Consider the following 20,782-nt stretch of genomic DNA (forward strand, 5'->3'; position numbering starts at 1 on the left):
GCAGGATGGGCGGCATGCCCGCCGGACCACGCGAGACCCTGCTGCGCGCCCGCGAGGACGCCGCGGCGCAGATCGCCGCCCTGCACCGCGACCTCGACGGCGTCATCGACGCGTCCCGGTCCTCCAACGCCGACGACGAGCACGACCCGGAGGGCGCCACGATCGCGTTCGAGCGCGCGCAGGTGGCCGCACTGCTGGACGCCGCCCGGCGGCGGCTCGCGGAGCTGGACGCCGCCCTGGAGCGGGTCGAGGCGGGCACGTTCGGCCGGTGCGAGGTGTGCGGGCAGCCGATCCCCGCCGAGCGGCTGGAGATCCGGCCGTTCGCCCGGACGTGCGTCGGGCATTGACTTTTAGTTAAGTTTCTTTATCGTTGTGCCTCAATATACCTCGTCCTGGAGGCATTGATGGCGCTCCGACTCCGGCTGGTCCTGGCCGCCGCCGCGACACTCCTGGCGGCCGGTGGCACCGCCGTGATCACCACCACCCCCGCCGCCGCGGCCGGCTCGCTGACCGCGACCCTCACCTACGACTCCGACTGGGGCTCCGGCTACCAGGCGAAGTACACGATCGCGAACGGCACCACGGCGACCGTCACCGCCTGGAAGGTCGAGTTCGACCTGCCGGCCGGCTCGACGCTCGGCAGCTACTGGGACGTCCTGGCCTCCCAGTCCGGCACGCACGTCACGGCGACGAACCGGACCTACAACGGCACCCTCACACCGGGCGCGTCGACCAGCTTCGGCTTCCTGGTCACCGGGTCCGGCAAGCCCGCCAACTGCAAGCTCAACGGCGCGAGCTGCGCCGGCGTGATCGACACCCAGGCACCGACCGCCCCGGCGAGCCTGCGCAGCACCGGCGCCACCTCCAGCAGCGTCAGCCTCGCCTGGAACGCCGCCACCGACAACGTCGGCGTCACCGCGTACGACGTCTACCGCGGCGGCACCCTCGCCACCACCGTCACCGGCACCACCGGCACCGTCGGCGGGCTGTCGGCGTCCACCGCGTACACGTTCACCGTCAAGGCCCGCGACGCGGCCGGCAACACCTCCGCGGCCAGCAACCAGATCAGCGTCACCACGACCGCCGGCGGTGGCGGCGGAGGCGGAGGCGGCAGTCCCCTGCCCGTCGCGCCCTACGTCGACATGGGCGCGTGGCCGACGCCGTCGCTGGTGGACATGGCGACCGCCGGCAACCTGAAGAACTTCACCCTCGCGTTCGTCAACAGCGCCGGCTGCAAGGCGTCGTGGTTCAACGCGTACGACCCCCGGGCCGCGTGGGCGAAGGACCAGATCGACGCGATCCGCGCCCGAGGCGGCGACGTCAAGATCTCCTTCGGCGGGGCGAGCGGGATCGAGCTGGCCCAGGCCTGCACGACCGCAGCCGCGGTGAAGACGGAGTACCAGGCCGTCGTCGACGCGTACCAGCTCAACTACATCGACCTGGACATCGAGGGCGCGGCGGTGGCCGACCCGACCACGGTCGCGCGCCGCTCGCAGGCCCTCGCCCAGTTGCAGGCGGCCCGGCCGAACCTGAAGATCTCGCTGACCCTGCCGGTCCTGCCGGAAGGGCTCACCGCCGACGGGGTCGCCGTGGTCCGCTCCGCCCGCGACGCCGGGGTGAACCTCGACCTCGTCAACGTCATGGCGATGGACTACCAGCGCTCCAGCGGTGACTACGGCAACTTCGCCGTGCAGGCCGCGCAGTCGACGTTCGCGCAGCTCAAGACCCTGTACCCGGCGAAGACCGACGCGCAGGTGTGGCGGATGGTCGGGGTGACGCCGATGCTGGGCAAGAACGACGACGGCGGCACCTACGACCAGGCCGACGCCCGGCAGATGGTCGCCTTCGCGCAGGCCAACCACCTCGGGATGCTCTCGTTCTGGGAGACCACCCGCGACCGTAACGCCTGCACCGGCGCGCTCTACATGTGCACCAACGTCCCGCAGCAGCCCTACGAGTTCAGCCGGATCTTCGCCGCCTACACCGGCTGAGGCACCAGCACGATCTTGCCCCGGGTGTGCCGCTCGTCCAGGTCCTCGAACGCCTGCCGGACCTGGGCGAGCGGATACACCCGCGCGATCGGGACCTCGATGATCCCCGCCGCGACCAGGTCCGCCATGTACGTGAGCACCTCGGCGTTGGACGCGAGCACGCTCCCCTCCGCCTTCACCCCGACCTCCTCGGCCAGGTCGAAGGCGATGATCGTGTTGATGCGGTCCTTGGGCACGCCGAGCTCCAGCGCGAGCCGGACGTACTGCGGCCCGTACAGGTCGATGAACGCGTCGATCCCGTCCTGCCGGGTCGCGTCGCGGAGCCGCTGCGCGAGACCGTCGCCGTAGGGCACCTGGGTGGCGCCGTGCGCGGCCAGCCATGCCGCGTTGGCGTCCGACGCGATGCCGACCACCCGGGCGCCGAGATGCCGCAGCAGCTGCACGAGCACCGTCCCCACGCCTCCCGCCGCCGCCGACACGACGACGGTCTCGCCCGGCTTCACCTCCACCGCCCGCGCCGCCGCGAAGGCCGTGGCGCCGACGACGTACAGCGCACCGGCCACCTCCCACGACAGGGCCGCCGGCTTGTGGATCAGCTGGCTGACCGGCACCGCGGTATGGGTCGCGTGGCTGGACCTGGTCCAGGAGAAGCCGAGCACCTCCTCGCCGACGGCGAACGCGGTGACGCCCGCGCCGACCGCGGTGACGACCCCGGCGAGGTCGCTGCCCTGCCCGGACGGGAACCGAGCCGGGAAACGGGTCGCCAGGGTGCCGGAGCGGATGCCGGTCTCGCCGGGGTTGATCCCCGCCGCCCGGACCTCCACCACGACCTCCCCTTCCGCCGGCTCCGGCATCGGGATCGCGGCGAGGTGAAGCACCTCGGGTCCGCCGTACCGGTCGAACTGCACTGCCTCAGGCATGACGATGTCCTCTCAGTGTGCGCAGCACCTCGGCGAACTGCCCGATGTCCTCGGTCTCGAACCACCGGGCGAGCTCCGCGTCGAAGACCGGGCCGGCCAGCTGGAGCGCCGCCGCGCCGGCGCCGGTCAGCGCGACGACCGAGGACCGCCGGTCGGCGGGGTTGGCGCGGCGCTCGCAGAGCCCCCGGGCCTGCAACCGGTCGACCGCCTGGCTGGCCCCGCCGATCGTGATCGACAGCTGCTCGGCGATGTCGTTGACCCGGCACGCGGGGGTGCGCTCGATGACGAGCATGACGTTGAAGCTGCCCAGCGGCAGGTCACAGGACTGGCGGAGGGTGGCGTCGACGCCGTTCCACAGGTCCGTCTCGAACCTGACGAGGTCGTCGAAGAGCTGACGGTGATCCACACGAAGTACATTAGCACTAATCTGATTAGCGCTAATGTATGTTCGTCGTCACATGCGGCCAGGGGCCGGTCAGGCGCTGAAGGGGGTCTGCGGCGGGGCGGAGCGGCGGCGGCGGTCGTCGGTGTCCGCGAGGGTCTCCGCGGCCGGGTGCGAGAACACCGCGGGCGCGATCTTGGCCCGCGCGGCGGTCTCCTCGGCCTCCTCCTCGGCGGCGGGCTCCGGCGGCGCCTTGAACGTCTCCGCGGCGGGACGGGCAGTGCCGGCCTTGTAGGCACCCGGCGACTCGGGCGCCGACGCGCTGAAGGCGTTGTGGGACGCGCCGCGGGACTGGCCGGGCGTGGCGGCGGGCTGCTCCGCCCGCGAGGACGGGCCGCCGCTGAACGTGCCGCCCGACGGAGTGCCGGACGGGGCCGCGGCGGGCTTGAACGCGGCGGCGGCTTCCTCGGCGGACATCGCGCCGGAGGAGACCGCCCGCCACAGGGTCGTGGTGGTGCCGGCGGTGGTGACGACGTGCCGGTCCAGCGCCTCCGGGGTCGCACCGGCCGCGGCGAGGACCGCGGCGGCGGCCGGCTGCAGGTCGACCCATGGGCGGACCGTCGCGGAGTTGAAGCCGTGCGTCGCCCACTGCGCGGCGAGGCGGCTGATCCGCTCGGCGACCTGGGCGGGGACGACGTCGCGCCCGCTCGGCCGCTCACCCAGCAGCGCCCGGGCGAGCTCCGTGAGCTCCGTGATCGGCACCCATCGCACCGCCGTGTCGCCCCCGCTCACGTCGGTGTTCGGGGGTGTTGCCACTCGGGTGGCACGGCGGCCAGCGGTCGGTTCCATCAGCTCATGATCCCCCATCGCGTAATCGGACGGCTACGCACACCCCGGCACGGTGATGATCCCCGGCGTTGATAGGTTGCCCCCGATGAAGATCGACGCGGCCGGAGCCACAATCCTCGCCGCCGTGGCGGCTGGTGACGTCGAGCCACTACGAAGCCTACCCGGGTACACCGCCGCCGTCAGCGAACGGGTCCGGCGCACCGCCGACATGCTGCGCCGCCGGGACCTGATGCTCCACCTCGGCTGGACGCCGGAGGAGATCGTCGGCGCGATCCTGCGGGACCTCACCGCCGGCGCCGACCCCGCCGCGTGAGCGCTGGGAGACCCTCATCGACCTCGCCGACGGCGTGGACACCCGCACCGCGGCGCTGGACGGCTACACGTGGGGCGGCGGCACCGTCGAGCGGTTCGCGCCGCGGGCCGCGCTGGTGGCCGCGGAGCACCGGGCGGCGGTGTTCGCGGTGGGCTGGGCCCTGGGCCTGGCGCCGTTCACCGACCTCACCGGCTGGACCGCGTAGACGGGGACAGGGCGTAGCGCAGCAAGGGGCGGTAGACGCGGGCCGAGTCGGCGATCGAGCCGAAGTGCGAGGCGCCGTTGTCGCCGATGTACGTGGTCGTGATGACCGTCTCGGCGATCGGCCGGTCGGCGCGGGCGGCGTGCAGCAGGACGTTCATCTCGTACTCGAAGCGCTCGCCGGGTACCTCGCAGAGCCAGCCGAGCAGGTCCGCCGGGTACCCGCGCAGCCCCGTCTGCGTGTCCTGGACGGCGCAGCCGGTCGCGGCGCGGAACAGCAGCCGGGTGACGGTGTTGCCGAAGCGGCTGCGCAGCGGCACCCGGCCCTCGAACCGGCGGACCCCGAGCACCATGCGGCCGCTGACGTCCACGTGCTCGGCAACGCGCAGGATGTCCGCGACGTGGTGCTGGCCGTCGGGGTCGGCGCAGACGACGGCGTGCCCCGGGTGCGCCTCGGCGATGTGGCGGAACCCGGTCTTCAACGCCGCGCCCTTGCCCCGGTTCGTGTCGTGGCGCAGGACGGTGCAGCCGAGGTCCTCCGCGTCGCGGAGCATCCGCGCGGACGCGGGGCCGCTGCCGTCGTCGACGACGACCCGGTGGACGCCGGGCGCGGCGTCGCGCAGTGCCGTGACGGTCGTGACGAGGCCGTGGCTCGGTTCGTACACCGGCAGCAGGAAGATCATTGGGGCCCCTCACTCGATGTGGTCGAGTGGGTGTTACCCCGCGGCGCGCCGGCGCAACGACTCGACCATCGCCCGCTCGCGGCGCAGCAGGCGGGCGGGGTCGGTGGCGCCGAGGAACCACAGCCGCGACGCGACGTGTAGGGCCCGCTCCCGCCGCGACGCCGGCTCGCCACCGGTCGCCGGCACGTCCAGCAGCGCCGCGCCGCGCAGCCGCAGCACCTTGCGGGCCAGGAACCGGATCCGCGGCAGGTGCCACGCGTGCGAGACGAGCCCGAGCGGGTGCCCGGGGCCGAACACGTGCCCGTCCAGGAGCCCGTCGGCGGCGGTGTGCAGCAGGTTCTCCAGGGTGCTGCGGGAGCGGCACTCGGTCTTGAGCTCCGCGTGCGCCGACAGCCCCGCCGCGCGGGCCCGGGCGAGCATCAGGTCACCCTCGCGGCAGCCTTCGGGCGGCTGCGGCGCCCCCGCGACGCCTCGGCCCAGCCGCCGCTGAACACGACCAGGGGCGCCGCCGCGGCGGCGAACGCGCCCGGATGTGCCAGGACGTAGCCGACCGCGGCGTCGACCCTCGCCGCGCCGGCCGGGGTCAGCTCATACCGGCCGCCGGTCGTCGTGACGCCCCGCCCGAACACCAGCAGCACGGTGGCCACCGGTGCCGTCATGATCTCCACGGTACCGAAACGATCTGACGTTTCCGTCCGGCCGCAGTCACCTCAGCTGCGACGTCGTCGGCTCCGGACCCTGGTCTCCGGACTCCGGTTCTGCAGCGGCGCGGGGATCACTGGAACCTCAGGTACGGCAGGCGCTGCCCGGTGAAGGCGTCCAGCACGACGTCCGGCCGGGCCACGACGCTGTCCACGCGCACCACCGAGCCGGTCACCGTGACCGTGACCTCGTCGAACTGCGCGGCGATTGGCGTCTGGCCGTCGATCGGCGACCGGTACGACCAGTATGCGGTCTTCTGCGCCGCGGCCGCGCCCTGCGCCGCGCTCGGCGACGGCCACGCCGAGCACACCACGGCGTGGGTCCTGCCGTCGCCGGAGCGCAGCGCGCCGACGGCGATGGTGTCGGCGGGCGTGTCGGCGTACTGGGCGACCACGACCCCGCCGAGGCATTCGGCCAGCGAGCGCAGGACCGGGTCCGCGGCGAGCGACTTCGCCTGGTCCGCGGTGGCGAGCAGCGCGGCGTCCCTGCCCATGAGCACGTCGGAGCCGATGGCCCGCACCATCGGGTACGCGCCGCCGGCCGCCGCGGGCGCCACCAGGCGGTCGCCGTCGGCGGTCCAGCCCTTCGCGGTCAGCGCCGTCTTCACCGCGGCCGGGTCCTGCCCGCCGGACAGCACGGTCACGACGGGGCCGGTGACGGCCGGACCGGTCCCTGCCGTCACGGCGTACCGGGCCTGGGTGGAGCGGATGCCGGCGCCCTGCGCCTGCGCGAGCACCGCGTCGGTGGCGCCGTAACCGGCGAGCGCCGTCCAGTCCCCGCCGAGGCCGCCGAGCGCGGCGCTGTCGGAGAACCGGACGGCCGTGCGGGTGGCGTCGGTGGCGACGATCCGGCCGAGGGCGGTCAGGAAGACCTGTCCGGCGCCGGCGGCCCCGGGCGTGCTGCTGGCGCGTCCGGTCGCGCTGCTGCCGGTGGTCCCGGAGTTCTTCGACTTGGACCGCTTCGGCTTGGACGTGCAGGCCACCATGGAGCACACCAACGCGAAGGCGAGGATCACTCGCAGCGAATACATGGGCGCGATCCTAGAAGTGGCCGTCAAGCGCCGGCATTGACCGCGGTACATGGCAGCGTTACTTTGAGGATTGTTTACAGAAGGGTGGGGCGGTGCTGCCGAGGCACGAGCTGGACGTGCCGGACCCGGCGCCGCTGCCGTTCGCGATCGGCTCCTTCGAGTGGTTCGGGCCGATGGCGAAGGCCGGGTTCCCGCACCGGCACACGTTCCACGAGATCGCCTACGTCACCCGCGGCAGCGGCGCCCACGTGGTCGACCTCGCCGCGCACCGGCTGCGCCCACCGCAGCTGTTCGCGGTGGCGCCGGGGCAGGTGCACCACTGGCGGGACGTGTGCGGGCTGGACGGCTGGGTCGTCGTCTTCACCGACGACGCGCTCCTGCAGCACCCCGAGGACCGCCGCGCCCTGGCGGTGCTCGCCGGGTCGGGCGGGCTGCGGCCGGCGCACCGTGACGCCGCCGAGCTGGAGTCGCTGCTGACGGTCATGGCGCACGAGTACACCGAACGCCCGGCCGGCTTCGCCACGGTCCTTGCGGCACTGCTGCACGTGCTGGTCGTGCGGGCGCTGCGCATCGGCCCGCCGCCACGCCCCGGGCGGGAGGCGGGTGTCGCCGAGCGGTTCGGGCGGCTGCTCACCCACGACACCGGACCGGCGCCGACCGTGCGGGCGTACGCGGCCCGGCTCGGCGTGTCGACGAGCCACCTGACCGAGGCGGTGAAGGCGTCCACCGGGGAGCCGCCGGGCAGGCTGATCCGCCGCGCCCAGGCCCTGGAGGCGCGCCGGCTGCTGGCGCGCACCGGGCTCAGCGTCGCGCAGGTCGCGCACGCCGTCGGGTTCGCCGACCCCGCGTACTTCTGCCGTTTCTTCCGCCGCGAGGTCGGCGTCACGCCGGGCCGGTTCCGCGACCAGCACCGGCCCTGACGCCGACCCTCGTAGGCTTTGCGGGACGCAGAAGGGACCACAGCACATGCGCATCCTCGCCGTCACCGGCACCGAACTGTTCGTCACCGGCCCGCTGCAGGTCGTCCGCGTCGAGGTCTCGGACTGGCCGGGCCGGCTCGACATCACCGGAGACGGTGTCCACGGCCATGCCGACGTCCACAGTGGACCCTTCGTCGATGTGGGCGTCGCCTGTACGGCGTCGCCCGGCACCGCCGTACCGATCCAGGTGACCGCGGACGGCACGCAGACCGTCGGAGCGACGTTGGTCGTGGCCGAGCCCGGGTGGACGGTGTGGATGGTGTCGCACTTCCACTACGACCCGGTCTGGTGGAACACCCAGGCGGCCTACACGGCGACGTGGGACCGCGAGGGCCGCCTGGGCACCGGCTTCCGGTCGGCCTTCCAGCACACCGGCTTCGACCTGGTCCGGCTGCACCTGGAGACCGCGCGCCGCGACCCCGACTACAAGTTCGTGCTCGCCGAACTCGACTACCTCAAGCCCTACTGGGACAGCCACCCCGAGGACCGGCGGTACCTGCGGACCCTGCTCGCCGAGGGCCGCCTGGAACTGATGGGCGGCACCTACAACGAACCCAACACGAACCTCACCTCCGCCGAGTCGACGATCCGCAACCTGGTGCACGGCATCGGCTTCCAGCGCGACGTCGTCGGCGGCGACCCGCGCACCGCCTGGCAGCTCGACGTGTTCGGGCACGACCCGCAGTTCCCCGGCCTCGTCGCCGACGCCGGCCTGGACTCCTCGTCGTGGGCGCGCGGCCCGTTCCACCAGTGGGGCCCGATGCTGTGGACGTACGAGCCACGCGACGGCTGGGGTGACCCGTCGGGCATGCAGTTCAGCTCCGAGTTCGAATGGATCTCGCCGTCCGGGCGCGGGGTGCTGACCCACTACATGCCGGCGCACTACTCGGCAGGCTGGCACATCGACGCGCAGCCGACGCTCGCCGGCGCCCAGCAGAGCGTCTACGAGATGTTCCTGCTGCTGAAGCAGGTCGCCGCGACCCGCAACGTGCTGCTGCCGGTGGGCACCGACTACACACCACCGGCGAAGTGGGTGACGCAGATCCAGCGGGACTGGAACGCCCGGTACGTGTGGCCGCGGTTCGTCTGCGGGCTGCCGCGGGAGTTCTTCGCCGCGGTCCGCGCCACCCCCGGTTTCACCCCGTCGCCGCAGACCCGGGACATGAACCCGATCTACACCGGCAAGGACGTGTCGTTCATCGACACCAAGCAGGCGCAGCGGCACATCGAGGCGCTGCTGGTGGACGCGGAACTGTTCGCGACGGTCGCCGCCGCGCACGGCGCCGGCTTCCCGCACGCGGCCGTGGACAAGGCGTGGCGGCAGCTGGTGTACGGCGCCCACCACGACGCGATCACCGGCAGCGAGTCCGACCAGGTGTACCTCGACCTGCTGACCGGCTGGCGCGAGGCGCACGACCTGGCCGCGTCGGTGCTCGACGGTGCGCTGCGCCGGCTCGGCCCGCCGGACGCAAGCGGGCCGAGCCGGCACGACGGCCGGCGGGTGGTCGTGTTCAACCCCTCCGCGTGGTCCCGCACCGATCTGGTCCGGGTCCGCGTCGACCTGCCGGAGCCGGGCGTCGCCGGCGTCGGGGTCGGTGACCTGCCGGTGCTGCTGGAACACGCCCGGCACCACGACGACGGCACCCTCGCCTCCGCCGACGTCGTGTTCCGCGCCGCCGACGTCCCCGCGCTCGGCTACCGGGCCTGGTCCCTCGTGCCCGGCGGCGCCGCCGCGGGCTGGTCCGACGTGGACGGCCCGCCGGCCATCGGGAACGAGGCCTACCGGGTGGTCGTCGACCCGGCCCGCGGCGGCTGCGTGGCCGGTCTCGTCGACCTGCGCACCGGCCGCGAACTGCTGCAACCCGGGCAGGTCGGCAACGAGCTGCTGGTGTACGACGAGTACTCCGCCCACCCCCGCTTCCACGAGGGTCCCTGGCACCTGCTGCCGAAGGGCCCCGCCACCCACGGCTCGTCCCGCGCCCCCGCATCCGCGGTGCGGGTCGAGCACAGCCCGCTCGGCGAGCGGCTCACCGTGACCGGCGCGACCGGCCCGCTGCGGTACACCCAGACCCTGACGCTCTGGTACGGCGGCGACCGCCTGGAGCTGACCACCCGGGTCGACGACTTCACCGGCGAGGACCACCTGGTCCGGCTGCGCTGGCCGGCCGACGTCGCCGGTGGGCTGCCGGTCAGCGAGGTCGGCAACGCCGTCGTCGGCCGCGGCTTCGGCCTCATCGACGTGGACGCCGAGCGGGCGCCGTGGACGCTGGACAACCCGGCGCAGCACTGGTTCGCGGTCTCCAGCACCGCCCGCGTCGACGTGCACGACCTCACCGGGGTCCGCCGGCACAGCCGCGCGATCGGCATCGCCGAGATCGTCGCCGCCGACGCCGACCGGCCTGCCGTGCGGGATCTCGCCGTCGCCCTCGTCCGCCGCGGCGTCACCGCCACCACGTCCCGGCCGGACGGCACCCGGTACGGCCGGCTCGCCGTCGACTCCAACCTGCCCGACGTGCGGATCAGCGTCGGCCGGACGTCGTTCACCGCGGCGGTCCTCGCGGCCGCCGGCCCGGACTACGCCGACGAGGTCGACCGGCAGATCGCCACGCACGGGCGGGCCCGCGTACTGGTGCCGGCGACGAAGGCCCTGACCGGCGTGTGGCTGCCCGACGCGGACCTCACCGGCGTGCTGGACCTGCCGGTGCTCATCGTCGTCGGCGACGGCGCGACCGCGGCACTCAGCGCCGACCTGGCCACCGGGGTCGTGCCGGTGACGCAGCCGGCGACCGGCATGCCCGACCCGGACCTCGACGACCGGACCGTGGCACTGATCAACCGCGGCGTGCCGGGGTTCGCGGTCGACACCACCGGCGCGCTGCACCTGTCGCTGCTGCGCTCCTGCACCGGCTGGCCCTCCGGGGTGTGGATCGACCCGCCGCGGCGCACCGCACCGGACGGCTCGACGTTCCAGCAGCAGCACTGGACGCACACCTTCGAGACCGCGCTCGTCGCGGGCGCCGGCGACTGGCGCACCACCGGGCTCGTCCGGCACGGTCACGCGGTCAACCATCCGTTGCACGCCCGCGTCGCCGCCGGTACCGACGCCGCCGCCGGAAGCTACGTGACGGTGGAGTCCGCCGGTGACGTGGTCGTCGCGGCGCTCAAACCCACCGGCAACCCCCTGGCGGCCGGCGCCGCCGCCACCACCGTCGACAGCGTCACGGTCCGGCTGTACGAGGCCGCGGGCAGCCCCGCCGACGTCCAGCTGCGGCTGTGGGTACCTGCGACGGAGGCCGCCGCGACGAACCTCCTCGAGGTGCCCGGCGAGTCGCTGCCGGTGCGCGACGGCGCGGTGGCCCTGTCCCTCGGCGGCGCCGACATCGCCCAGGCCGTCGTCCGGGTCGGCCCCCTGCCGGCGGCGGCGGAGCCGGCCGCGCCCGCGTACGCGAAGTACTGGTTGCACAACACCGGCCCGGCGCCGACCGGGAACCTGCCGGTGACGGTGCACCTCGACCCGCCGGTCACCGCCGTGAACGGCCCGGTGTCCGTCACCGTGACCGTGGCGTCGGACCTGACCGCCGACCACGCGGCGGGCGCCGTCGAGCTGGAGGTGCCGCCGGGCTGGCGCGCCTCGCCTGCCGTGTTCCCGTACGACCTGGCGCCGGGCGGCTTCACCCGCAGGCAGGTCGCCGTCCACCCGCCGGAGTCGCCGGGGCGCGGCGTGTACTGGCTGCGGGCCCGCACCGAGGCCGGCGTCGAGGACGTGGCCCGGCTGCTCGTCGGCACCGACGGCCCCGAAACGGTGACGGCCACGTGGAGCGACCCCGCCGATCTGCTGCTGCGGCCCGGGCAGGAAGCGGCCCTGCACCTGGACCTGGCGACCGACGCCGCCGGCCCGATCACCGTCGAGGTGCAGCTGGTCAGCCCGTGGCACACCTGGGACCTGTTCCCGGTGGCGGAGCAGCGGGTGGGTCTGCCGGCCCGCGGCCGGGCCCGGCTGCGGCTGCCCGTCCAGGTCCCGGACGGGCACGAACCCGGCCGGTGGTGGGCGCTGTGCAAGGTCGCGCACGCCGGCGAGCTGCACTACACCGCGCCGGTCACGGTCGAGGTCGCCCCGTGACCGTCGCCGCCTGGGTCGCCGACCGGCCGCTCCTCGTCGCCACCGTCGAGGAGCGGCTCGACGCGCTGCGCCAGGGCCCGTACGCGTCCCGGCTCCCTCACCCGGGCACCGCCGAGGGCCGCAACCTGCGCCGCTGGCTGGTGCAGGTCCTCACGGTCGAGGCCGTCGTCGAGCACGAGGCCCGGGCGCGGGGGCTGTCCGCCGGCGACGACGCGCCGCGCCCGGTGACCCTCGCCGAGGCGCTGCGCACCGGCGGGGTGACCGCCGCCGTCGTGGCCGCCCACCCCCTGGCCAGGTCGCTGCGGGCCGCCGTGACGCCGCCGGTCCCGGCAACGGCGGCCGAGACGGCGGCGTACTTCGACCGCAACCGGGACCGCTATCCGCAGGATTTCGCCCCGGTACGGGATGAGCTCGCGGCCCGGCTCGGTGCCGAGGACGCCGAACGCCGGTTCGCGCACTGGCTCGACGAGCGCTGCGCGGCGCTGGTGCGGCTGGAACCGGGCTACGAGCACCCCGGCGACCCCCGGCACCCCGACGCCGTGCACCGGCACTGATCGGGCGCTGACCTGGCGCTGACCTGGCGCTGACCGGGTGTTGGGCGGGCGCTGGGCGGGCGCTGGGCGGGCGCTGGGCGTCAGCGCGTCAGGTCGAGTGCGGCGCGCACCACCGAGTCGGTGTCGATCCCGTGGTGCCGGTAGACGTCCTCGAGCCCGTCAGCCAGCCCGTGCCGGGCCTGTACCGCCTCGAACAGCCGGCCCGGGCTGGTCACGCAGACGACCTCGGTGTCGACACCGAGCGCGGCGAGCCGGTCCGCGGCGGCGAAAGCCTCGGTGATCATCGCGCCCATCCCGACGAGCGTGACCGCCGGTCGTGCGTCGTCCGCTTCCGTAGCGTGTACCCACGGCCAGCACCTGCCGCAGGCGCCGCTCCCGGGCGGCGGGGTCGATGGGGACGGCGCGACGGCGGCGGGCTGGCCGCGGTGCAGGCGGGCGGCGGCGCGGCACAGGCGCCCGGCGGCGGTGTCCGGCGCGAAGGCCGCCCAGGCTTGCCGGCGTCCGTGCCGTGCCCGGCGGCGACACCGGACGACCTCGGCGAGGCCGACCGGCTGCTGAAGGAGTTCACCCAGGCCGACGTCGACGCCGACGAGTCCTGGGAGATCCACAAATGCTTCCACCTCGCTGCTGCGACCGGCGCTGACCGAGTGGGACCTGCGGCTGCTGGAGCAGCTGTGGCACGCTTGCGACCGGTACACCCGGGTGGTCTACGAGACGTATCAGATCGACCAGGAGGAGCGGCGCCGCCGGGAGATCGCGCACCGGCTGCTAATCGACGCGGCCCGCACCGGCTCTCCCGCAGAGCTGAAGCTCACGGTCAACGAACACCCCGCCGAGCACGAGCCCGCCTGCCTGGAATGGATGACGGCACTCCCCCCGTCCACCTGACCGGCGCTACGATGGGTGACGTCCCTGATCCGATCCGTTCAAGACGGGCCGTCAATTTTTTCGACGGTGCTACGGTGCTTGGAAGCAGCCAGCCGTCACCGGGCCACGAGGCCGGACGCCACCCGATCGCGGCGAAGTTCGTCGTCGCCGCGGCGGAGAACGGCCGGACCGGGCCGGCGACGCTGGCGGTGGCCGGGCCGATGGGTGACGACTTCGAGCAGGTCAAGGCCGAGGTCGCGGCGGGCATCCAGGCGTCCAACGCATCGAGTTCCACAGCGACGGCCTGGTGGTCGGCCTGTGCTACGCCGACTACGCCGTAGGTCCAGACCACCAACGGGTCGGACTACACCCCGGTCGCCGCCGCCGGCAACCGCCTCCCGTACACCTGTCTGCCCAACGGGCAGTCGCTGTTCGACGTGCTCGGGCCGAGCTCACGATCATCGGCCCGGCCCGGCCCGGCCCGGCACATCGCCGGATTCGTTCGCCACGCCGATCGGCACGGCCTCCCGCTGGCCGTGCTCGACGATCCTGCGCTCGGGCTCGACGCGTTCTTCAGCGAACGACTGGTGCTGGCACGCCCCGACCAGCACATCGCATGGATCGGCGGTCCGGTCCCGGACGTCGAGGCCGGGCGGATCCTCGACGAGGCGATCCGCGGCCAACTCCATGCTGCCGCTGAAGCTCAGGCCGGTGTTCGAGCGGGGCGTGTTCGCGAAGCGAGGGTGAGCGCCACTACGGCACCACGTATGAGCTGGCCGGGCCCGGCCGGTACATCCGCGCACGAGCTCGGCGCGATCATCTCCCGGGTGCTGGGGCGGCCGGTCGAGGCGCGCCGCATCGACGCCGACACCTACCTCAGGGCGTGGGTCGGCGACGCGGACCCGGCCGAGGTCACCCACCAGCTGCGGGTGCTGCGCTCCATCACCACCTGCATCGGCCGCGGGCTCGCCGAGGAGCTGCGCCGCCGTGGCAACACGGTCACCGTCGCCGGCGCCGCCTGCCCGTCCTGCAGGAGGTCGCCGCGGCCTGCCCGGGTACGCGGTGCGTCCGGCTGGACGTGTCCGGCCCGGCGTCGATCGCCGCCGTGGCGCCCCGGCTGCTCGCCGAGCAACCGGACCTCAACGTGGTGGTCAACAACGCCGGCATCATGTTCGGCGACGAAGGCCTGACCGAGACCATGGCGGTGCTCGCCACCGACGAGGTCGAGGTCCTGGTGCGGCGGGCGGCGTCCCGACGAGGACGGGGTGACCCGGCGCTTCAACGACCTGATGCGCGGTGTGCAGGCATTGGCGGGCTGACCGGAAACGGTCATCGAGGTCCGCTTCCGGAGGGTTCCGTATGGAACGGAGTGTCCGAAACTGATCAGAACGGCGCCGGGCCGGTGCCGGCCAGCGACATCAGCACCTGGGTCGCGAGCAGGCGCCGCACGTTGGTGACGGCGACGGTGCCGATCTGCTCATACGGCAGCTCCAGCTGCAGCCCGTCCGTCGCGTTGCGGACCTCCGCGTTGACCTCGTTGGGCCGGAACGTGCCGCTCCAGCCGTTGAGGTTGCCGCGGTTGTTGGTGCCGAGCGAAGCCATGCCGGTGACCCGTGCCCCGTTGGCGAGGATCAGCGTTGCAGGTCCCGAGTAGGTGGTCATATGTGTGACCGTATCGGCTGGCGCCCGCCCGGGTCCACGTAAGCCCCACGCACGGTGTGGCGAATGCCGCCTGAGGCGCGCCTGAAGTGTGCCTTAAATGTTTCCCAGGGGTGTCCCTCGCGTTGACGCCCGCCTATCTTTCCTCTTCGATCGGACTTGTCGCACTTTGCGCGCAAAGCAATGGTCCTGGAGGCAACGATGCGAGTGTCGAGACTGCCCAGATGGTCCCGCCTGCTGGTCGGCGGGGTCGCCGCGGCGGGCGTGGTCGCCGCCGTCACGGTGGCGGTGCTCGTCCCGGCCGGCGCCGCGACCGGGTCGGCCATCGTCAGCGCCGCCTCCGGCCGCTGCCTGGACGTGGTCGGGCAGTCGCAGGCCGACAAGGCGGGCGTCAACATCTACGACTGCAACGGCCAGGCGAACCAGGCCTGGACGTTCACCGCCGCGGGTGAACTTCGGGTGTACGACACCCCGAAGTGCCTGGACGTGGCGGGCAACGATACAACCGCCCCGGCCGTGGTGCAGATCTACCCCTGCCACGGCGGCGCCAACCAGAAGTGGCGGATCAACGCCAACGGGACGATCACCGGCGTCCAGTCGGGCCTGTGCCTGGACGTCACCGGCGCCGCCACCGCCAACAGCACCCTGGTCGGCCTGTGGACCTGCAACGGGCAGAGCAACCAGCGGTGGACGACCACCGCGGGTGACACGCAGCCGCCGACGGTGCCCGGCAACGCCCGGGTGAGCAACCTGACCTGCGACGCGGTCACCTTCTCGTGGAACGCCTCCACCGACAACGTGGGCGTGGCGTTCTACGACGTGTTCCACGACGGGCAGCTGATGAAGTCGGTGACCACGCTGTCCACCGACCTGACCGTGGTCGCCGGGGTCACCTGGGGCCTGTACGTCAACGCCCGCGACGCCGCCGGCAACGTGTCGCAGGCCAGCACGACGGTGCCGATCACGCCGCCGCAGTGCCAGGTGGACACCACGCCGCCGACCGCACCGACGCAGCTGACCGGGTCGGCGTCCGGCACCACCGTGACCCTGCGTTGGACCGCGGCGACCGACAACGTCCAGGTCCGCGCGTACGACATCTACCGCGACAACGTGAAGGTCGGCACGATCACGGGCACCGCGACCACCACGCCCGCGACCACGTTCGTCGACAGCGCCCTGGCCGCGAACACCGCCTACGCCTACCAGGTCGTCGCGCGGGACGCGCAGGCCAACGTGTCCCCGCGCAGCAACACCGCCACCGTCACCACCGGCGCCGCCTGCGGCAGCTCCGTCTGCGCCGTCACCCAGATCGGCACGGACACCGACATCCCCTGGGGGCTGGCCACGCTGCCGGACGGCACGATCCTGTACACCCGCCGCGACGCGCACGACATCGTCCACCTCAACCCGGCCACCGGGGCGAAGACGAGCATCGGCACGGTGCCCAACGTGCAGAACACCGACGGCGAGGGCGGCCTGCTCGGCCTGGCGATCTCCGCGACCTACGCGAGCGATCACTGGCTGTACATCATGCACACCTCGCCGACCGACAACCGGATCGTGCGGATCAGGTACGAGAACGGCACCCTGAACACCGGCAGCGAGCAGATCCTGCTCAGCGGCATCCTGCGCAACAAGTTCCACGACGGCGGCCGGCTGCGCTTCGGCCCGGACGGCAAGCTGTACGCCAGCACCGGCGACGCGCAGAACGGCGACAACGCCCAGAACCTCAACAGCCTCAACGGCAAGGTGCTGCGGCTCAACGCGGACGGCACGGTGCCGTCGGACAACCCGTTCGGCAACTACGTGTGGAGCTACGGTCACCGCAACCCGCAGGGGCTCGCGTTCGACTCGCAGGGCCGGCTGTGGGAGCAGGAGTTCGGCAACTCGGTCATGGATGAGACGAACCTGATCACGAAGGGCGGCAACTACGGCTGGCCGGCCTGCGAGGGCACCAGCGGCACCTGCGGCACTGCCGGGTACATCGCGCCGAAGCGGACCTACCCGACCGCGGAGGGCTCCTGCTCCGGCATCGCGATCGTGCGTGACGTGCTCTACATCGCGTGCGAGCGCGGGACCCGCATGTACCGCGCCGTCATCAGCGGCACCTCGCTGACCAACGTGCAGTCGTACTTCAACGGCACGTACGGGCGGCTGCGCACCGTGGAACCGGCGCCGGACGGCGGACTCTGGCTGACCACCAGCACCGTCGGCGACAAGGACAGCATCCCCAACAACAGCAACGAGAAGCTCTTCCACGTCACGCTCGGCGCCTGACCCCGGCCCGGCCCGCCCCGGATGTCGCGGGGCGGGCCGGTCACCCGGTCGACAGGTGGGGCCAGACCTCGTCCCAGCTGAGCGTGAAGTCGTGCCCGGCGAGCCGGACCCGGTACAGGTCGACGTCGCCGGGGCGCCCCGGCAGCACCGCGACGACCCGCCGCCGGTCACCCGGCCGTGCGGGCAGATGCACCTCGTCGCCGACCGACGGCACCGGCGGCAGCTCGTAGCTCAGCAGCCGCCGCCGGAACGCCGCGGGGCGCCACTCAGCATCGGCGCGGCACACGGTCGGCACGTCCGGGACCGTCGCGGGCACCGGGTACGCCTCCAGCGCGGCGAGCAGCTGCGGCCCGTGGTACCGCCACGGCTGCCGACGCGGCAGGGTCAGGTCGCCGTCGAGGTGCGCGACGATCCGGTCGGCGACCGCGGCGGGCTCGGGCAGCAGCCCGTCGAACCAGTGCCAGATCCGCTGGCCGCCGGGCGGGAGCACGCCGCCGGGCGGCTCGATGACCGTCGCCCAGCCGCGGCCGGTGCCCCACTCGACGGCGAAGCAGGGCGTCACGGGGTGCGCGCCGACCGCCCTGGCCAGGTCGAGCACCAGCCGGCCGCGCAGGTCCAGCGACGGGCGCTCCAGCTCCCGGCACAGCACGCCGACGCCCCGGCCGGCGAGGGCGCGCTCGACGGCCAGGAGGTAGCCCAGCTGCGGATACCGGCCGTCGGGCAGCGCCGGGCCGGTCCCGTCCGCGGCGGCGCGCAACGCCATGAGGCCGGCGGTCGCCTCGAGCAACTGCCGGACGTCGCCGCCCCAGCCGGCCGCCAGGGTGCGCGCGGCCAGGTCGAGCTCGAAGCCTTCGACGTCGCGGACGGCGGCCAGCACGATGAACGCCTCAGCCCGCCGCACCGTCGACACGGCCGCAGATCGTACCCGGCGGCGGCGCCGTCGAATGCACCACGACTCCGGCGACCTGTCCATCGACCCACACCGATGCGGCTCCCTAGTGTCGGTCGGGCCCGGCACGACCGGGCCGACCAGCGAACCGAGGAGCCGGCAATGACAGGCCAGCGCAACGATCCGCACGACACCACCGGCGAGACCCGCACCGGTGGACCTGCCCTCACCCGCAAGCAGCTGCTGCGCGCCGCGCTCGTCGCGGCGCCGCTGCCGATCCTGCTCGCGGGGGTCCCGGCGCTCGCCGGGGACGCCACCAGCACCGACCTGGAGCCGACGCCGATGTGCGACGACGGCGACGACGAGACCCCGCCGCAGATGGAGGGCCCCTACTTCAAGCCGGACTCGCCGCAGCGCACCGCGATCGCGACCGGCCTGCCCGGCACCCGGCTCACCGTCTCCGGCTACGTCTTCGGTACGTCGTGCCAGCCGATCGCGGGCGCCCTGCTCGACTTCTGGCAGGCCGACAACGCCGGCGCGTACGACAACGCGGGGTACCGGCTGCGCGGGCACCAGTACACCACCGGCCAGGGCGCGTTCAGCCTCACCACGATCGTGCCCGGCCTGTACCCGGGGCGGACCCGGCACCTGCACGTGAAGGTCCAGGCGCCGGGCCGCCCGATCCTCACCACGCAGCTGTACTTCCCGGGTGAGCCGCGCAACGCCACCGACAGCCTCTACGACCCGCGCCTGCTGATGACGGTCCGCTCCGCCGGCGGCGGCCGGGAGGCGACGTTCGACGTTGTGCTCGACGTGCCGGGGGTCCCGCCGACCACCCCGCCCACCACGCCGCCCACGACGCCGCCGACCACGCCGCCGTCGACGCCGGGCGGGACCTGGGCCGCCGGGCAGACCTATGCCGCCGGCGCGCAGGTCACCTACGGCGGCGTGGCGTACAGCTGCCTGCAGGGCCACACCGCGCAGCCGGGCTGGGAGCCGCCGAACGTGCCCGCCCTGTGGCAGCGCCTGTAGTGCTTGCCTATTCATGGTAAGTCGATAGACTTTATAGGTATGTCGATCGACCACACCGACGAGCACGCATACGACGCGCTGCGCACGCGCCAGTGGCTGGCGGGTGAGGCCGACGCGCGCGGCTTCTCCCGCCGGCACCTGCTGCGCCTCGGCGCGGCCGCCGCCGTGGCCGCACCACTGGCGGCCGGCGCCGCCGCGGCACCCGCCTCCGCCGCACCCGCGGCCGCCGAGCCCGCCGCCGGGCCGATCCGGAAACCGCTGCCGCCGGAGCTGTTCCACACCTACGGCACGAACGCGGAGACCCGCTGGGAGGCCATGGCGGGGCAGGGGTACTACACGCCCGCCGACCGGTTCTTCGTGCGCAACCACACCAGCACCCCCACCATCGACGCGCAGGCGTGGCGCCTGCAGCTGTTCGGCAGCGGGCTGCGGCACGGGCCCGTCGAGCTGTCGCTGCGGGACCTGCGCCGCCTGCCGAGCGTCACCGACGACGCCGCGATCGAGTGCACCGGCAACGGCCGCAGCTTCTTCACCACCCAGCAGGGCCAGACCGTCAGCGGCACCGCCTGGAAGCTCGGCGCCGTCGGCGTCGGCCGCTGGCGCGGGGTGCGGCTGTCCACGGTGCTGCACCGCGCCGGGATCCGCCCCGACGCGGTCGACGTGCTCCCCGAGGGCCTCGACGACGAGTGGGTCACCGGCGGCGTCAACCTCGGCCGGGTCCGCCGCCCGCTGCCGGTCGCCAAGGCGATGCGCGACGTGATCCTGGCCTACGAGCTCAACGGCGAGCCGCTGCCGGCCGACCACGGCTACCCGGTGCGGGTCGTGGTCCCCGGCTGGATCGGCATCTCGGCCATCAAATGGCTCGGCCGCATCGAGGTGTCCACCGCCCCGCTGTTCTCGCCCTGGAACACCCAGTTCTACCGGAACTTCGGCCCCGGCTACCCGGCCGAAGGCGAGCTGCTCAGCCGGCAGGTGGTGAAGAGCGCGTTCGAGCTGCCGTGGCAGGCCACCCTCGCCGGCGCCCGGACCCACATGCTGCACGGCCGGTCCTGGTCCGGCAACGGCCCGATCCGCCGGGTCGAGGTCAGCACCGACGGCGGCGCCTCCTGGCACCCGGCGACGGCGACCGGGCGGCGCGGCGGGGCGTGGCAGCAGTGGAGCTACCGGTGGCGGCCGGCGGGCCCCGGCGCCTACACGCTGCGGGCCAGGGCCGTCGACGTGACCGGCGCCGGCCAGCCGGACGTGACGCCGTTCAACACCCTCGGCTACCTCTTCGACGCGGTCGTCGCCCATCCGGTGACGGTCGCCTGAGGCCCGCCACCCGGGCCGGTTC

The 20,782-nt window shown here is 73.6% G+C and carries 24 protein-coding genes; 13 read left to right on the forward strand and 11 right to left on the reverse strand.

Annotated elements, in window-relative coordinates; genetic code table 11:
- Positions 1–14 precede the first annotated feature (14 nt).
- Both OHA72_RS51000 and OHA72_RS51005 read left to right on the forward strand, forming a co-directional pair.
- Positions 15–347: a TraR/DksA family transcriptional regulator gene (locus tag OHA72_RS51000; protein WP_327003328.1), complete on the forward strand. Its 333-nt coding sequence runs from the start codon at positions 15–17 to the stop codon at positions 345–347.
- Positions 348–404: 57 nt separating this feature from the next.
- A complete protein-coding gene (locus OHA72_RS51005) occupies positions 405–1,991 on the forward strand; it encodes a cellulose binding domain-containing protein (RefSeq protein ID WP_327003329.1) in 1,587 nt (528 codons plus the stop codon).
- On the opposite strand, the gene OHA72_RS51010 is transcribed toward OHA72_RS51005, so the two are convergent.
- From OHA72_RS51010 to OHA72_RS51020, 3 genes are all read right to left on the reverse strand, one after another.
- Positions 1,979–2,911 carry an NADP-dependent oxidoreductase gene (locus tag OHA72_RS51010; RefSeq protein ID WP_327003330.1) on the reverse strand — a complete coding sequence of 311 codons (933 nt, stop codon included), beginning with the start codon at positions 2,909–2,911 and terminating at the stop codon, positions 1,979–1,981. The two genes, OHA72_RS51005 and OHA72_RS51010, sit on opposite strands and share 13 nt — an antisense overlap.
- Complete coding sequence (locus OHA72_RS51015; RefSeq protein WP_327003331.1) at positions 2,904–3,317, reverse strand: MarR family winged helix-turn-helix transcriptional regulator; 414 nt, start codon at positions 3,315–3,317, stop codon at positions 2,904–2,906. Before OHA72_RS51015 ends, OHA72_RS51010 begins: the two co-directional genes overlap by 8 nt.
- A gap of 69 nt (positions 3,318–3,386) precedes the next feature.
- Positions 3,387–4,055, reverse strand: coding sequence for a hypothetical protein (locus OHA72_RS51020; protein WP_327003332.1), 669 nt, complete (start codon positions 4,053–4,055; stop codon positions 3,387–3,389).
- A 172-nt stretch (positions 4,056–4,227) separates the two neighbouring features.
- On the opposite strand from OHA72_RS51020, the gene OHA72_RS51025 reads away from it, so the two are divergent.
- Positions 4,228–4,455: a hypothetical protein gene (locus tag OHA72_RS51025; protein WP_327003333.1), complete on the forward strand. Its 228-nt coding sequence runs from the start codon at positions 4,228–4,230 to the stop codon at positions 4,453–4,455.
- A 34-nt stretch (positions 4,456–4,489) separates the two neighbouring features.
- Positions 4,490–4,660 carry a hypothetical protein gene (locus OHA72_RS51030; protein ID WP_327003334.1) on the forward strand — a complete coding sequence of 57 codons (171 nt, stop codon included), beginning with the start codon at positions 4,490–4,492 and terminating at the stop codon, positions 4,658–4,660.
- Here the strand turns inward: OHA72_RS51030 and OHA72_RS51035 are convergent.
- The 4 genes from OHA72_RS51035 to OHA72_RS51050 form a co-directional block, all read right to left on the reverse strand.
- Entirely contained in the window at positions 4,641–5,339 is a 699-nt protein-coding gene (locus OHA72_RS51035; RefSeq protein ID WP_327003335.1) for a glycosyltransferase family 2 protein, read from the reverse strand. The two genes, OHA72_RS51030 and OHA72_RS51035, sit on opposite strands and share 20 nt — an antisense overlap.
- Before the next feature lie 33 nt (positions 5,340–5,372).
- On the reverse strand, positions 5,373–5,759 hold the full coding sequence (locus OHA72_RS51040; protein ID WP_327003336.1) for an ElyC/SanA/YdcF family protein: 387 nt from the start codon (positions 5,757–5,759) through the stop codon (positions 5,373–5,375).
- Positions 5,759–5,998 (reverse strand): hypothetical protein, encoded by a 240-nt coding sequence (locus tag OHA72_RS51045; protein WP_327003337.1) that lies wholly within the window; start codon positions 5,996–5,998, stop codon positions 5,759–5,761. The genes OHA72_RS51040 and OHA72_RS51045 overlap by 1 nt, the downstream gene beginning before the upstream one ends.
- A 116-nt stretch (positions 5,999–6,114) precedes the next feature.
- Entirely contained in the window at positions 6,115–7,071 is a 957-nt protein-coding gene (locus OHA72_RS51050; protein WP_327003338.1) for a hypothetical protein, read from the reverse strand.
- 92 nt (positions 7,072–7,163) lie between these two features.
- Here OHA72_RS51050 and OHA72_RS51055 point away from each other — a divergent pair, with 92 nt between their 5' ends.
- Genes OHA72_RS51055 through OHA72_RS51065 form a run of 3 tightly spaced genes read left to right on the forward strand, consistent with a single transcriptional unit; the run spans position 7,164 to position 12,725 of the window.
- Positions 7,164–7,991 carry a helix-turn-helix domain-containing protein gene (locus tag OHA72_RS51055; protein ID WP_327003339.1) on the forward strand — a complete coding sequence of 276 codons (828 nt, stop codon included), beginning with the start codon at positions 7,164–7,166 and terminating at the stop codon, positions 7,989–7,991.
- Positions 7,992–8,037: 46 nt separating this feature from the next.
- A complete protein-coding gene (locus tag OHA72_RS51060; RefSeq protein WP_327003340.1) occupies positions 8,038–12,171 on the forward strand; it encodes a glycoside hydrolase family 38 N-terminal domain-containing protein in 4,134 nt (1,377 codons plus the stop codon).
- On the forward strand, positions 12,168–12,725 hold the full coding sequence (locus OHA72_RS51065; RefSeq protein ID WP_327003341.1) for a DUF7158 domain-containing protein: 558 nt from the start codon (positions 12,168–12,170) through the stop codon (positions 12,723–12,725). The genes OHA72_RS51060 and OHA72_RS51065 overlap by 4 nt, the downstream gene beginning before the upstream one ends.
- A gap of 80 nt (positions 12,726–12,805) precedes the next feature.
- Here OHA72_RS51065 and OHA72_RS51070 read toward each other — a convergent pair whose 3' ends face one another.
- Entirely contained in the window at positions 12,806–13,333 is a 528-nt protein-coding gene (locus OHA72_RS51070) for a hypothetical protein (protein ID WP_327003342.1), read from the reverse strand.
- A gap of 94 nt (positions 13,334–13,427) precedes the next feature.
- Between OHA72_RS51070 and OHA72_RS51075 the strand changes: the two genes are divergently transcribed.
- Positions 13,428–13,613, forward strand: coding sequence for a hypothetical protein (locus OHA72_RS51075; RefSeq protein WP_327003343.1), 186 nt, complete (start codon positions 13,428–13,430; stop codon positions 13,611–13,613).
- Between the two features lie 74 nt (positions 13,614–13,687).
- A complete protein-coding gene (locus tag OHA72_RS51080) occupies positions 13,688–13,933 on the forward strand; it encodes a hypothetical protein (protein WP_327003344.1) in 246 nt (81 codons plus the stop codon).
- Positions 13,934–14,050: 117 nt separating this feature from the next.
- Here OHA72_RS51080 and OHA72_RS51085 read toward each other — a convergent pair whose 3' ends face one another.
- On the reverse strand, positions 14,051–14,281 hold the full coding sequence (locus tag OHA72_RS51085; protein WP_327003345.1) for a hypothetical protein: 231 nt from the start codon (positions 14,279–14,281) through the stop codon (positions 14,051–14,053).
- Positions 14,282–14,359: 78 nt separating this feature from the next.
- Between OHA72_RS51085 and OHA72_RS51090 the strand changes: the two genes are divergently transcribed.
- Positions 14,360–14,782 carry a Rossmann-fold NAD(P)-binding domain-containing protein gene (locus OHA72_RS51090; protein ID WP_327003346.1) on the forward strand — a complete coding sequence of 141 codons (423 nt, stop codon included), beginning with the start codon at positions 14,360–14,362 and terminating at the stop codon, positions 14,780–14,782.
- Between the two features lie 193 nt (positions 14,783–14,975).
- Here the strand turns inward: OHA72_RS51090 and OHA72_RS51095 are convergent, their stop codons facing one another.
- Complete coding sequence (locus OHA72_RS51095; protein WP_327003347.1) at positions 14,976–15,254, reverse strand: hypothetical protein; 279 nt, start codon at positions 15,252–15,254, stop codon at positions 14,976–14,978.
- Positions 15,255–15,515: 261 nt separating this feature from the next.
- On the opposite strand from OHA72_RS51095, the gene OHA72_RS51100 reads away from it, so the two are divergent.
- Positions 15,516–17,528 (forward strand): PQQ-dependent sugar dehydrogenase, encoded by a 2,013-nt coding sequence (locus tag OHA72_RS51100; protein ID WP_327011821.1) that lies wholly within the window; start codon positions 15,516–15,518, stop codon positions 17,526–17,528.
- A 40-nt stretch (positions 17,529–17,568) separates the two neighbouring features.
- Here OHA72_RS51100 and OHA72_RS51105 read toward each other — a convergent pair whose 3' ends face one another.
- Positions 17,569–18,438 carry a hypothetical protein gene (locus OHA72_RS51105; protein ID WP_327003349.1) on the reverse strand — a complete coding sequence of 290 codons (870 nt, stop codon included), beginning with the start codon at positions 18,436–18,438 and terminating at the stop codon, positions 17,569–17,571.
- 141 nt (positions 18,439–18,579) lie between these two features.
- Here OHA72_RS51105 and OHA72_RS51110 point away from each other — a divergent pair, with 141 nt between their 5' ends.
- The gene (locus OHA72_RS51110) at positions 18,580–19,449 is read left to right on the forward strand and encodes a dioxygenase family protein (RefSeq protein WP_327003350.1); all 870 of its coding nucleotides are present in this window, start codon (positions 18,580–18,582) and stop codon (positions 19,447–19,449) included.
- Between the two features lie 39 nt (positions 19,450–19,488).
- Positions 19,489–20,760, forward strand: coding sequence for a sulfite oxidase (locus OHA72_RS51115; protein ID WP_327003351.1), 1,272 nt, complete (start codon positions 19,489–19,491; stop codon positions 20,758–20,760).
- Positions 20,761–20,782 lie beyond the last annotated feature (22 nt).

The organism is Dactylosporangium sp. NBC_01737, assembly GCF_035963215.1.
GTDB lineage: Bacteria > Actinomycetota > Actinomycetes > Mycobacteriales > Micromonosporaceae > Dactylosporangium.